The following is a 12015-nucleotide window of genomic DNA, read 5'->3' on the forward strand; positions in this document are numbered from 1 at the left end:
TCCGGCCCCGGCGGGGCCGGGTACGCGAAGGAGCGGCACAGGTGTTCCGGTCGGGCGGACACGCCGTCGACCGCCCCTCCGAGGCCTTGCGATGGTATGCCCGTGACACCCATTCGGTCATGTACCTGCCATCAACTCTGTCCTTCAACCGCCCGTCCTCAAAGGAAGTTGGCCGGTTCGGTCACTCGCGTGACCGCTCGACGACGCACGTCACCAGCAACACATTGAGCATCCGCACGGGTCTCTCTGAGTACGCGGGCTCAGGAGGCGGCGGCCCCTCGGCGGCGAGAGTGGAAGCACACCGAACGACAGGAGAGACACGATGATCACGCCCCGCAACGACAGCCGCGCCACATCCGGCCTGTGGCCCCAGAAGGCCCGCATCGCCGCGGTGTTGGCGAGCACGGTCGCAGCTCTGGCGCTCACTGGATGCGCGGGCTGGGAGTACCGGGAGAACGTCTGCGGCAGTGGTGAGTACCCCGTCCTGGCCGTGGGCTCGACCGGCTCCGCCTGCGTCTCGGACAAGGAGGAACCCTCTGCGGGATACGTCAGATACCCCAAGGGGAGGGTGCCGCAGGAGGTCGGCGACAAGTGGGACGTGTACTGGGAGACCCACACCCTCGACGAAGACGGCAAGACAGTTGACGTCCCGTAGGCACGCGGACTCCGTTGTTCGGACGCCACGACGCCTGCCGTGGCGAGGGGCTGATCGCGGACGGCCGGGGTGGTTCTTGGGCTCGATCAGCACATGAGGACTCAGTACGGCTTCCATCGTCGGCGAGTAGGCGAACCCCACCCGCTCCGCGCCGCCGGACGGCCATGCGGCGCGTGCGCATCGTCGCGCGTCAGGGCGAGGGGCTGCCGTAGTGCAGGCCACGGCTATTGGTTCCGACATACACCCGGCCGTAGGTGCCTGGTAACTGGCGCCCGGACCTTCTCCTTCGGGTTGAACACCAGCTCGGTGACATAACCCCCGCCCACGACCATCAGCCGGTAATAGGCGCCGCCGTCGACCGTCGCCGCCTGCGAGTCCTCCGGTCCACCGCCGACGGTGCAGTCCGCTGTTCGTTGGGTGTCTCATGCTTCCTAGTCGCCGCAGGAACCGCCCAGGGTTGCCGTGCGATTCGACATTTCTCAGGCGAGCTCGGCGCTTGACATCCCATGTCTGACGCGGCGCCAGGCGCCGACCGGCCAAACTTCCGGACGCAGGCGGTGTTTTGTGTCACGACTCTAGACACGGGCAACGTTCATGCCCGTTAATCCATCCCACGTGTCGATGGAGCGGGACGACGGGACCAGCTGCCGACTGAGCCTCTTGTGCTCAGTTCTCGTCTGCCCAGCCTGTCGACCATTGTTCGATACCTCGAACATCGAGGAAGGTCAACAGCACGCCTGTCCAGCAGCCCCTGACGGGGCGAGGGAACCGCTCACTCAAGGAACGAGGTCCCCCATGCACAGACGTACGTTCAGCCGCAGGCACCTGCCCGTGCTGCTCGCGGCCCTGGTCGCCTCGGCGGCGACGCTCGTCGCCGACCCCGCTCAGGCCGCCACCAGCGGCGCCTTGCGCGCCACCGCTTCCGGCAGGTGTCTCGATGTGCCGGGCGCCAGCCAGACCGACGGCACGAACCTGCAGATCTGGGACTGCCATGGCGGAACCAATCAGCAGTGGACGCTGACCGACAACAACCAGCTGACCGTGTACGGCAACAAGTGCCTCGACGTACCCGGCCACGCCACCACGGCCGGCACCCGGCCGGTGATCTGGTCCTGCAACGGCGGGACCAACCAGCAGTGGCGGGTCAACTCCGACGGCACGGTCGTCGCCGTGGAGTCCGGGCTGTGCCTGGACGTGTCGGGCGGCGCCACGGCCAACGGCACGGCGGTACAGCTCTGGAACTGCACCGGCGGCAGCAACCAGAAGTGGACCGGCCTGTCCGGGACGGGCAGCACGTGTTCGCTTCCGTCGACGTACCGGTGGAACTCCACCGGCCCGCTGGCGCAGCCGGCGAACGGCTGGGTCTCGCTGAAGGACTTCACCAACGTGACGTACAACGGCAAGCACCTGGTCTACGGCTCGACCGTCAACCAGTCCGGGTCCTACGGCTCGATGGGCTTCGCGCCCTTCACGAACTGGTCCGACATGGCGTCGGCCGGCCAGACCGGCATGAACCAGGGCACGGTCGCGCCCACCCTGATCTACTTCGCGCCCAAGAACATCTGGGTACTGGCGTCCCAGTGGGGTCAGTGGCCCTTCTTCTACCGCACCTCCACCGACCCCACCAACCCCAACAGCTGGTCCGCGCCGCAGGCGCTGTTCACCGGCAGCCTCCCGGGCGGCGCCGCCCCGATCGACCAGACCCTGATCGCCGACGACCAGAACATGTACCTGTTCTTCGCCGGTGACAACGGCAGCATCTACCGGGCGAGCATGCCGATCGGGAACTTCCCGGGCAGCTTCGGCTCGTCGTACACCACGGTCATGAGCGACACGGTGAAGAACCTGTTCGAGGCACCGGAGGTGTACAAGGTCCAGGGCCAGAACCAGTACCTGATGATCGTCGAGGCGCGCGGTGCGAACGAGCAGCGCTTCTTCCGTTCCTTCACCGCCACCAGCCTGAACGGTTCCTGGACCCCGCAGGCCGCCACCGAGTCCAACCCCTTCGCGGGCAAGGCCAACAGCGGCGCCACCTGGACCAACGACATCAGCCACGGCGACCTGGTCCGCAACAACCCCGACCAGACCAAGACCATCGACCCCTGCAACCTGCAACTCCTCTACCAGGGGCTGTCCCCCAACACCCCGCCGGGCACCCCGTACAACCTGCTGCCGTGGCGGCCGGGCCTGCTCACCCTGCAGCGCTGACCCACGGGCACGGCACCAGCTGCTGGTGCCGTGCCCGCCAACCCGCTGATTCAGCTATCACTCGCAAAGAGGACGCCGCATGAGAAAGCCCTGGATCCTGCCCGTGCTCACCCTGGTCGCCGCCACGCTCGGGGTGACGGCGACAGGTGCAGCCCCTGCCTCCGCCGCCCCCAACACCCCTTTACGGGTCATGCCGTTGGGCGACTCGATCACCTGGGGCGTGGGGAGCAGCACGGGCAACGGCTACCGAGGTCCACTGTGGAACCAGCTCGCCTCGGACGGCCACCCGCTGGACTTCGTCGGCACGGTGCGCAACGGCTCGATGTCCGACCCCGACAACGAAGGTCACTCCGGATACCGCACCGACCAGATCGCCGCCCTCGCCGACGCCTCGCTGACCCGCTACCGGCCCAACGTGGTGACGCTGCACATCGGCACCAACGACCTCCAGGGGGCCTCCGAGGTCGACAGCGCGATCGCCCGGCTGAGGTCGCTGGTCAACCAGATCACGGCCGACGTCCCCGACGCGACCGTCCTCGTCGCCTCCCTGGTGGTGTCCACCAGCAGCTCGGAGGAGCAGTGGCGGGGCACGTACAACCAGGCCACACGGCAGATCGTCAGCGACGCACAGGGTGCGGGCAAGCATGTCGCGTTCGTCGACATGAGCGGCCTGACCACGGCCGACCTGGCCGATCCGCTGCATCCCAATGACGCCGGCTACCAGAAGATGGCCGACGCCTTCCACCGCGGTGTCCAGGCCGCGGACAGCGCGGGGTGGTTGAAGAACCCCGCCCCCGCCCCGGCGCACATCCAGTCCGGCATCGCCGGCAAGTGCATGGACGTCAACGGCGCCGCCACCGCCGACGGGACCGCCGTCCAGACGTGGAGCTGCGCCGACAGCGCCAACCAGTACTGGTCGGCCTACACCGACGGCACGCTGCGCTCCATGGGCAAGTGCCTCGACGCCGCCGGCGGGGCCACCGCCAACGGCACCAAGGTGCAGCTCTGGTCCTGCCATGGCGGCGCCAACCAGGTCTGGCAGCCCTACAACGGCGGCTACCGCAACCCCGCCTCCGGCCGCTGCCTCGATGTGCCGGGCGGCTCGACGACGGACGGCACACAGCTCGTGCTGTGGGACTGCAACGGCGGTTCCAACCAGAAGTGGACCACTCTGACCGCCGGATGAACCCGCCTCCCGGGGCCTGAGGCGGCTCAGGCCCCGGGAGAGGCGACGCGTGGGACGGCAGACGTCGGACCGGCTTCCCCGGAGCTCAGGTGCACCCGCAGCCACTGCTCGGTGTTGCTCACGTGCATCAGTGCCGCGGCCTGACTGAGGGTGGCATCGCGCGTGGACAGGGCGTTGAAGATCGCCTCGTGCTCCGCGAGCGTGCGGCCCGCGGCCCGGTCGTCGACCAGACCACGCCAGATGCGGGCCCGCAGGGTGCGGCCGGAGATCCCTTCGAGGAGGGTGAGGAGGCTTTCGTTGCCGGTGGCCGAGACCACGGCCCGGTGGAATGCTGCGTCGTGGACGTTGAGCTGTTCGACGTCGTCGCGGGCCTCGCGCATGGCGTCCAGATGCCGCTTCACCTCGGCCAGCTGGTCCTCGGAGATCCGGGTCGCGGCAAGCGCCGTGGCGACCGGTTCCAGGAGCCGGCGTACCTCCATGAGGTCCTGCAAGGCGGCCGCGTCGCCCTGCAAGAGGTCCACCGCACCACCGAGCCCCTCCAACAGCAGGCTCGGCTGGAGGCTGGTCACATAGGTGCCGTCGCCTCGCCGGACTTCCAGGACGCGCGCGACGGCCAGCGCCTTGACCGCTTCCCGGGCGAGATTGCGCGACAGTCCCAGCTGAGCCGCCAGGTCCGGCTCCGGCGGCAGCTTCGAGCCCGGCGGCAGGGCACCGGTCCGGATCAGCTCACGGATCTGCTCGATGGCCTTGTCCGTCAGAGACATTGGGCATCCCTCCCCCCACCGTGCCCGGCGAGCACGTCCGACCTGATCAGCCCCTGAGTACGGAGATCTTGCCAGAGACCGTCAGGTACGCGCTGATCCTTGAGTTTCACGTTCCGTACGACCTGTTCAGCGGTCCGCATGCCGAGGGTGACGTTGATGATACTGGGGTGGGTGTCCGGGAAGGCGATCGCGGCGGCGGGGAGGGTGGTCCCGTACGCCTCGCAGACGTCGGCGATGGCCCGGGCCCGGGCGACCAGTTCCGGTGGGGCGTCCTGGTAGTCGTATCTCATGCCTTCGGCGGGCCGGTCGCGGGAGAGCAGTCCGGAGTTGAACACACCGACGGCCACCACGCTCTTGCCGAGTTCCCGTGCGGCGGGCAGGACGTCGTCCAGAGCGGACTGGTCCAGGAGGGTGTAGCGGCCGGCGAGCATGACGATGTCGGCGGCGGTCTCGCGCAGGAAGCGGGCCAGCATGGCCGACTGGTTCATGCCCGCGCCGATCGCGCCGATCACACCCTGGTCGCGCAGCTCGGCGAGGGCGGGCATGGCCTCTTCGGCGGCTTGGCGCCAGTGGTCGTCGGGGTCGTGCAGATAGACGACGTCGAGGCGGTCCAGGCCGGTGCGCGTGAGCGTCTCCTCGACGGAGCGCAGGACGCCGTCGCGGCTGAAGTCCCACTGGCGGCGCAGGTCGTCCCGTACGACGAAGCCCTCGGTGTCGACGCCGCGCGGCTCCTCGTTGGGGACGAGGAGCCTGCCCACCTTGGAGGAGATGACGTACTCCTCGCGCGGGCGGTCCCGCAGGGCGGCGCCCAGGCGGTGTTCGGAAAGGCCGAGGCCGTAGTGGGGTGCGGTGTCGAAGTACCGTATGCCGGCCTGCCAGGCCGCGTCGACGGCGGCCGTGGCGTCGTCGGCCGGGGTGACGCGGTAGAGGTTGCCGATCACGGACGCGCCGAAGCCGAGCTCGGTGAGGGAGACCGACGTGTGAGGGATCTTCCGCTGCTGCAAGACGTGCTCCTGGGATACGTGCGATGGGGCGCCGTCAGCGTCTGACGTGGGCCGAGCCGCCCGCGAGGAGTGCCTCGACCTCGGCGAGGGTGGCCATGGAGACGTCTCCGGGGGTGGTCATGACGAGGGCGCCGTGGGCGGTGCCGTAGGCCAGGGCCTGCTGGAGGCCGACGCCGGTGAGCAGGCCGTGGATGAGGCCGGCGGCGAAGGCGTCGCCGGAGCCGATGCGGTCCAGGACGTGCAGGCCGGGCATGCGGGGGCCGGTGATGACGCCGGTGTCGACGGACCACGCGGCCGAGGACCAGTCGTTCACCCCGGCCGAGGGCACCTCGCGCAGCGTCGTCGCCAGTACCTTCGCTTCGGGCAGGAGGACGGCGACGCAGGCCAGGGCGTCGGGTACCTCGTCGGCAGCGACCCGCACGTCGCCCGGACACGTCCCGGCCAGGCCGAGGGCGCCCACCACGACGTCGGCGTGCCGGGCCAGGCGCAGGTCGACCTCGCGGGCCGCCTCCGCGCCGCCGCGGCCGGTCCAGAGGCTGGGGCGGTAGTTGGGGTCGTAGGACACGGTGACGCCGTGCCGACGCGCGGCCGCCATGGCCTCGTCGGCGACGTCGACGGTGGTGTCCGACAGGCCGGCGAAGATGCCGCCGGTGTGGAACCAGCGCACGCCGGCCGAGAAGACCGCCTCCCAGTCGACGTCCCCCTTGCGCAGCTGGGAGACGGCGGTGTGGGCGCGGTCGCTGACGCCGAGGGCGCCGCGGATGCCGTAGCCGCGCTCGACGAAGTTGAGGCCGTTGCGGGCGCCGCGGCCGATGCCGTCGTCGGGCACCCAGCGGATCAGCGAGGTGTCGACGCCGCCCTGGAGGATCAGGTCCTCCACCAGCCGGCCCACCGCGTTGTCGGCGAGCGCGGTCACGACCGCGGTGCGCAGTCCGAAGCAGCGGCGTAGGCCGCGGACGACGTTGTACTCGCCGCCGCCCTCCCACACCTGGAAGGTGCGGGCGGTACGGATGCGTCCCTCGCCCGGATCGAAGCGCAGCATCACCTCACCGAGCGCCACCACGTCGGTCATGTCGTGCTCCTGTTCACCGCGTCGGCGGTCAGCCGGCGGATCTCCTCGTAGTCACCCCGGCCGAGGTGATCGGTGGTGGCCATCCAGCTGCCGCCGACGGCGAGGACCGCGGGCTCGGCCAGATAACCGGACAGCTGGGCGGCAGCGATCCCGCCGGTCGGCACGAACCGCGTCCCGGGGAACGGGGCCGCGAGCGCACGCAGTGTGCGCACCCCGCCGAGCGACTCGGCGGGGAAGAGCTTGACGGTGTCCAGGCCTGCCTTGAGCGCGCGCATCAACTCGGTCGCGGTGGCGACGCCGGGCACGACGGGCACCCCGAGCTCGCGGCACGTGGCGACGACCTCCTCGTCGAAGCCGGGCGAGACCACGAAGCGGGCCCCGGCCGCCACGGCCCGCTCCGCCTGTGCGGCCGTGAGAACCGTGCCGGCGCCGACCGTGAGCCCGCCGTGGTCGGCCATCTCCTTGAGCACCTGCTCGGCGTCCGGGGTGCGGAAGGTGACCTCGGCACACCGTGCGCCGCCCGCCGCGAGCGCGTCGGCCAGCCGGCCGGCGGTCGAGACGGACGGCACCGTGAGGACCGGCATCACACGGGCACCGCCGAGCACGGAGGCCAGGTCGCTGTCACTCACCGGCCGAGCCATCCGCCGTCGACGGGCAGGGTGACGCCGTGGACGTAGGCGGCCGCGTCCGACGCCAGGAACACGGTGGCGCCGGCGAGGTCGTCGGCGCTGCCCCAGCGGCCGGCCGGGATACGGTCCAGGATCGCCTTGCTGCGCACCGGGTCGTCCTGGAGGGCCTGGGTGTTGTCGGTGGCGATGTAGCCCGGCGCGATCGCGTTGACGTTCACGCCGTGCGGGGCCCATTCGTTGGCCAGCGCCTTGGTGAGACCGGCGACGCCGTGCTTGGCGGCGGTGTAGCCGGGGACAGTGATCCCGCCCTGGAAGCTGAGCAACGACGCCGTGAAGATGACCTTGCCCTGGCCGCGGGCCACCATCGTGGCGCCGACGGCCCGGGTCAGCGCGAACTGCGCGCTCAGATTGACCTGGAGCACCAACTCCCAGTCCGCGTCGGTGTGTTCGGCGGCCGGGGCGCGGCGGATCGTGCCCGCGTTGTTGACCAGGATGTCCACCGGACGCTCCCGTCCGGCGAGGTCGGCGCCCAAGGCACGTACGGCCTCGGGGTCCGCGAAGTCGGTGCGGATCGCCTCGAAGGTGCGGCCCGCGGCGGTGACGTCCTTCTCCACCGCGCTGCCGGACTCCTCCAGCGAGGCGCTCACCCCGATGACGTCCGCGCCGGCGTCGGCGAGCGCGCGGGCCATGGCCCGGCCGATGCCGCGGCGGGCGCCGGTGACCACGGCGAGCTTCCCGGTGAGGTCGAAGGCGGTCATGCGGTGGCTCCCTCAAGGGTGTCGGTGCAGTCCACGAGGATCTTCATCACGTCTCCGCCGCCCTCCAGCGCCTCGAACGCGGCCGGTGCCTGGGTGAGCGGCACGACCTTGCTGATCAGCCGGTCGGCCGGGATCGTGCCGTCGGCGACCAGGGCCACGGCGTACTCGAAGTCGGAGCGGTCGTACAACCGGGCCCCGACGAGGGTGAGTTCGCGCCAGAAGAAGCGGTGCAGGTTCACCTCGCGGGGACGGGGGTGGATCGCGACCAGGCACAACCGGCCGCGCACACCCAGGACATCGACGGCGGTGTCCACGCCACCGGCCGCACCGGACACCTCGAACGCGACATCCGCGCCCGCGTCCTGGGTCCATGCGGCCACCAGGGCGCCGATGTCGTCCGCGGCCGGGTCCCAGGCGGTCAGCCCCAACTCCCCTGCCAGCAGCCGCCGGTGGGCGCTGAGCTCCACCACCCGCACCTCCGCGCCGGCCGCGCGGGCGACCAGCGCGATCAGGATGCCGACCGGCCCGCCGCCGACCACCACGACCTTCTCGCCCGAGACGACCCGCGCCCGGCCCACGTCGTGCACGGCCACCGCGGTGGGCTCCACCAGCGCGGCCCGGTCCAGAGGCAGCGAGCCGGGCAGCCGGATGAGCGTGGCGGCCGGCACCGTCCAGCGCTGCTGCATCGCGCCCGGCGAGTCGATCCCGATGAAGTCCAGGTGCTGGCACACATGCTGATGACCGGCGCGGCAGGCCGGGCAGGTGTCGTCCCAGCGCAGCGGCATCACGGTCACCGCGTCCCCGGGCGCCCAGCCCTCCACCCCGGCGCCCACCCGCACGATCCGGCCGGACATCTCATGCCCCAACACAGCCGGCGCGGCCACCCGCGCGTCCATGTCGCCGTGGAAGATGTGCAGATCGGTGCCGCAGATACCGACATAGGCAGGGGCCAACTCCACCTCACCGGGACCGGGCGGCACATCAACCGCGGGAGCCGTGTCCAGGGTGCGGGCGGACGTGTAACGGACGGCGAGAGTCATCGTGTGGTCAGGGTCCCTTCAGCGCGGACGCCGATCGTCAGCAGCAGGTTGGCGTAGGTACGGGTGTCGGCGGTGACGACGGCCAGCGCCAGGTCGGGCGAGCGGGCGGCGTCGTAGAACTCGTAGCGCCCCAGCGTGTCGACCGGGACGGGCGCCAGCCTCTTGCGGTAGTCCGCGATGGCCGGAGGCTCCGGTTCGCCCTCGGGCGGCACCATCACCTGGGCGGCCTCGACGGGCAGGGCGCGCAGCAGGACGTCGAGGACGGTGGTGACGTCCAGCAGGCCGGGGGCGAGGTTGAGGTGGACGGTCCTGGCACGCCCGCCGGTGGCGGTGCTGGCCGGGTAGTGACCGTCGGCGAGCAGGACACGGGCCCCGTGGCCGGCCCCGGCCAGGGCTTCGAGGATGCCGGGGTGGAGCAGTTCCGTCAGAAGCATTCGGTCCCCTCCTTCGTGGGGGCGGGGGTCAGGCGGTAGAAGGTGGTGGCGGTGCCGACGAGCACCGCGTGGATCTCGGTGGCGGAACAGCCGGTGAGGAGTTCGTCGACGGTGGCGGCCCAGCGGTTCCATCCGCCCGCGAGGTTCGCCACCGGCCAGTCGGAACCGAACATCAGCCGGTCGGGACCGAAGGCGGAGAGCAGCACGTCCCACACCGGGCGGATGTCGTCGACCGTCCACTTCTCGTGGTCGGCCTCGGTGATCAGTCCCGAGACCTTGCAGCGGACTTGGGAGTGCCGGGCCAGCGCCCGCAACTGCTGTTCCCAATCGGCCAGTTCCCGCCGTGCGATGGGGGGCTTGCCCGCGTGGTCCAGGACCAGCGGCAGCTCGGGGAGCCGCTGCGCGAGGCGGATCGCCTGCGGAAGCTGGTGGGGGCCGATCAGAACGTCGTATCCCAGGCCGCGCTCCCCGACCGCCCGCAACCCGCGCTCGACGTCGGGTCGTTGGAGCCAGTGCGGGTCCGACTCGGCCTGTACGAGGTGCCGTACGGCCCGCAGGTAGCCGCCCGCGTTCCCGCTGCGCAGGTCGTCGAGTACGTCACCGATCGCGGGTGACGTCAGGTCCGCCCAGCCGACGACGGCGCCGATCAGCGGATCGCTGTCCGCCAGTGCGAGCAGGTCGCGGGTCTCGGGCACGGACGCGATGCACTGGACGACCACCGTGCTGGTCAGTCGCCGTCCGGCGATCGGCCGGGTCGCGGCCGATCGCAGGGCGTGCGCGCTGAACGTGCGGCGGATCGGGTCGTGGGCGGGCTCGTCCAGCCAGGGCTGTGGCCGCACCTCCAGGTCCCAGACGTGGTGGTGGGCGTCGACGAGGGCCTGTGCGTCAGGCACGGGCGGTCCAGACGGGGCCGCCGGGGTAGGCGTACTCCTTGAGCGAGGCGGCGTGCATCTGCGCGCTCAGTCCGGGCAGCGTCGGCGCGAGGTAGTGGCCGTCGACGATGCGTACCGGGTCGACGAAGTGCTCGTGCAGATGGTCGACGTACTCGATGACGCGGTCCTCGGTGGTGCCGGAGACGGCGACGTAGTCGAACATCGACAGGTGCTGGACCATCTCGCACAGGCCCACTCCGCCGGCGTGCGGGCAGACCGGGACGCCGAACTTCGCGGCGAGGAGCAGGATCGCGATGTTCTCGTTGACGCCGCCGACCCGCGCGGAGTCGATCTGGACGATGTCCACCGCGCCGGCCTGGAGGAGCTGCTTGAAGACGACCCGGTTGGCGATGTGCTCGCCGGTGGCGACCTTGATGGGGCTGACGGCCTTGCGTACGGCGGCGTGGCCGAGGATGTCGTCGGGTGAGGTGGGCTCCTCGATCCAGTACGGCTGGTAGGGGGCCAGGGCGCTCATCCAGTCGATGGCGGGCTGGACGTCCCACCGCTGGTTGGCGTCCACCGCGATGCGGATGCCGTCGCCGACCGTCTCGCGGGCGGTGCGCATGCGCCGTACGTCGTCCTCCAGGTCCGCGCCGACCTTCAGCTTGATCTGGGTGAAGCCGTCGGCGACGGCCTCGCGGGCCAGGCGGGCGAGCTTCTCGTCGGAGTAGCCGAGCCAGCCGGGGGTGGTGGTGTAGGCGGGGTAGCCCTTCTCGAGGAGCTGGGCGGTGCGCTCGGCGCGGCCGGGTTCGGCGTGGCGCAGGATCTCCAGGGCGTCTTCGGGGGTGAGGGCGTCGGACAGCCAGCGGAAGTCGACCTGGGCGACGAGCTCTTCGGGCGACATCTCGGCGAGGAACCGCCACACGGGCTTGCCGGCCCGCTTGGCGGCGAGGTCCCAGGCGGCGTTGACGACGGCGCCGGTCGCCATGTGGATGGCGCCCTTCTCCGGGCCGAGCCAGCGCAGTTGGGGGTCGTGGACGAGGGAGTTGGAGAACGCGCCGAGGTCGGCGCAGACCTCGTGGACCGACAGGCCCACCACATGCGGGGCGAGGGCCGCGATGGCGGCGGCCTGGACATCGTTGCCGCGGCCGGTGGTGAACGCCAGGGCGTGGCCCTCCAGTCCGTCGCCGGCGTCGGTGCGCAGGACCACGTAGGCGGCGGAGTAGTCGGGTTCGGGGTTCATCGCGTCCGACCCGTCCAGGTGCTCGGACGTCGGGAACCGTACGTCCAGGACGTCCAGGGCGGTGATGCGGGCTGAGGAAGGAGAGGAGGACAGGGCGGATGACATGGCGGCAACTCCTGGAAGAGCAGGGGCTGGTACGGCCCGTGCGAC

General features: G+C 70.9%; 12 protein-coding genes. 3 read left to right on the forward strand and 9 right to left on the reverse strand.

What is annotated here, in order from left to right:
- Positions 1 to 322: 322 nt before the first annotated feature.
- From EJC51_RS03480 to EJC51_RS03490, 3 genes are all read left to right on the forward strand, one after another.
- Entirely contained in the window at positions 323 to 655 is a 333-nt protein-coding gene (locus EJC51_RS03480) for an SCO0607 family lipoprotein (RefSeq protein WP_166682819.1), read from the forward strand.
- A 795-nt stretch (positions 656 to 1450) separates the two neighbouring features.
- Entirely contained in the window at positions 1451 to 2863 is a 1413-nt protein-coding gene (locus EJC51_RS03485; protein ID WP_126269627.1) for a non-reducing end alpha-L-arabinofuranosidase family hydrolase, read from the forward strand.
- A gap of 79 nt (positions 2864 to 2942) precedes the next feature.
- Positions 2943 to 4049, forward strand: coding sequence for a ricin-type beta-trefoil lectin domain protein (locus EJC51_RS03490; protein ID WP_126269628.1), 1107 nt, complete (start codon positions 2943 to 2945; stop codon positions 4047 to 4049).
- A 26-nt stretch (positions 4050 to 4075) separates the two neighbouring features.
- Here EJC51_RS03490 and EJC51_RS03495 read toward each other — a convergent pair whose 3' ends face one another.
- Genes EJC51_RS03495 through EJC51_RS03535 form a run of 9 tightly spaced genes read right to left on the reverse strand, consistent with a single transcriptional unit; the run spans position 4076 to position 11970 of the window.
- The gene (locus tag EJC51_RS03495) at positions 4076 to 4813 is read right to left on the reverse strand and encodes a FadR/GntR family transcriptional regulator (RefSeq protein ID WP_126269629.1); all 738 of its coding nucleotides are present in this window, start codon (positions 4811 to 4813) and stop codon (positions 4076 to 4078) included.
- Complete coding sequence (locus EJC51_RS03500) at positions 4804 to 5817, reverse strand: aldo/keto reductase (RefSeq protein ID WP_126269630.1); 1014 nt, start codon at positions 5815 to 5817, stop codon at positions 4804 to 4806. Before EJC51_RS03500 ends, EJC51_RS03495 begins: the two co-directional genes overlap by 10 nt.
- Before the next feature lie 34 nt (positions 5818 to 5851).
- Positions 5852 to 6889 (reverse strand): sugar kinase, encoded by a 1038-nt coding sequence (locus tag EJC51_RS03505; protein ID WP_126269631.1) that lies wholly within the window; start codon positions 6887 to 6889, stop codon positions 5852 to 5854.
- Positions 6886 to 7473, reverse strand: coding sequence for a bifunctional 4-hydroxy-2-oxoglutarate aldolase/2-dehydro-3-deoxy-phosphogluconate aldolase (locus EJC51_RS03510; RefSeq protein ID WP_425276836.1), 588 nt, complete (start codon positions 7471 to 7473; stop codon positions 6886 to 6888). Before EJC51_RS03510 ends, EJC51_RS03505 begins: the two co-directional genes overlap by 4 nt.
- Before the next feature lie 41 nt (positions 7474 to 7514).
- The gene (locus EJC51_RS03515) at positions 7515 to 8276 is read right to left on the reverse strand and encodes an SDR family oxidoreductase (protein WP_126269633.1); all 762 of its coding nucleotides are present in this window, start codon (positions 8274 to 8276) and stop codon (positions 7515 to 7517) included.
- The gene (locus EJC51_RS03520) at positions 8273 to 9316 is read right to left on the reverse strand and encodes a zinc-dependent alcohol dehydrogenase (protein ID WP_126269634.1); all 1044 of its coding nucleotides are present in this window, start codon (positions 9314 to 9316) and stop codon (positions 8273 to 8275) included. The genes EJC51_RS03515 and EJC51_RS03520 overlap by 4 nt, the downstream gene beginning before the upstream one ends.
- On the reverse strand, positions 9313 to 9750 hold the full coding sequence (locus EJC51_RS03525; RefSeq protein ID WP_126269635.1) for an RbsD/FucU domain-containing protein: 438 nt from the start codon (positions 9748 to 9750) through the stop codon (positions 9313 to 9315). The genes EJC51_RS03520 and EJC51_RS03525 overlap by 4 nt, the downstream gene beginning before the upstream one ends.
- Positions 9741 to 10643, reverse strand: coding sequence for an amidohydrolase family protein (locus EJC51_RS03530; protein ID WP_126269636.1), 903 nt, complete (start codon positions 10641 to 10643; stop codon positions 9741 to 9743). The genes EJC51_RS03525 and EJC51_RS03530 overlap by 10 nt, the downstream gene beginning before the upstream one ends.
- The gene (locus EJC51_RS03535) at positions 10636 to 11970 is read right to left on the reverse strand and encodes an L-fuconate dehydratase (protein WP_126269637.1); all 1335 of its coding nucleotides are present in this window, start codon (positions 11968 to 11970) and stop codon (positions 10636 to 10638) included. Before EJC51_RS03535 ends, EJC51_RS03530 begins: the two co-directional genes overlap by 8 nt.
- Positions 11971 to 12015: the final 45 nt, after the last annotated feature.

The sequence above is a fragment of the Streptomyces aquilus genome (genome assembly GCF_003955715.1).
Taxonomy (GTDB): Bacteria; Actinomycetota; Actinomycetes; order Streptomycetales; family Streptomycetaceae; genus Streptomyces; species Streptomyces aquilus.

Bases quoted from the DNA above. Each gene is read 5' to 3' on its own strand.
- EJC51_RS03480 (WP_166682819.1), top strand. From the start codon at position 323: ATGATCACGCCCCGCAACGACAGCCGCGCCACATCCGGCCTGTGGCCC.
- EJC51_RS03485 (WP_126269627.1), top strand. From the start codon at position 1,451: ATGCACAGACGTACGTTCAGCCGCAGGCACCTGCCCGTGCTGCTCGCG.
- EJC51_RS03490 (WP_126269628.1), top strand. From the start codon at position 2,943: ATGAGAAAGCCCTGGATCCTGCCCGTGCTCACCCTGGTCGCCGCCACG.
- EJC51_RS03495 (WP_126269629.1), bottom strand. From the start codon at position 4,813: ATGTCTCTGACGGACAAGGCCATCGAGCAGATCCGTGAGCTGATCCGG.
- EJC51_RS03505 (WP_126269631.1), bottom strand. From the start codon at position 6,889: ATGACCGACGTGGTGGCGCTCGGTGAGGTGATGCTGCGCTTCGATCCG.
- EJC51_RS03510 (WP_425276836.1), bottom strand. From the start codon at position 7,473: ATGCCGGTCCTCACGGTGCCGTCCGTCTCGACCGCCGGCCGGCTGGCC.
- EJC51_RS03515 (WP_126269633.1), bottom strand. From the start codon at position 8,276: ATGACCGCCTTCGACCTCACCGGGAAGCTCGCCGTGGTCACCGGCGCC.
- EJC51_RS03520 (WP_126269634.1), bottom strand. From the start codon at position 9,316: ATGACTCTCGCCGTCCGTTACACGTCCGCCCGCACCCTGGACACGGCT.
- EJC51_RS03525 (WP_126269635.1), bottom strand. From the start codon at position 9,750: ATGCTTCTGACGGAACTGCTCCACCCCGGCATCCTCGAAGCCCTGGCC.
- EJC51_RS03535 (WP_126269637.1), bottom strand. From the start codon at position 11,970: ATGTCATCCGCCCTGTCCTCCTCTCCTTCCTCAGCCCGCATCACCGCC.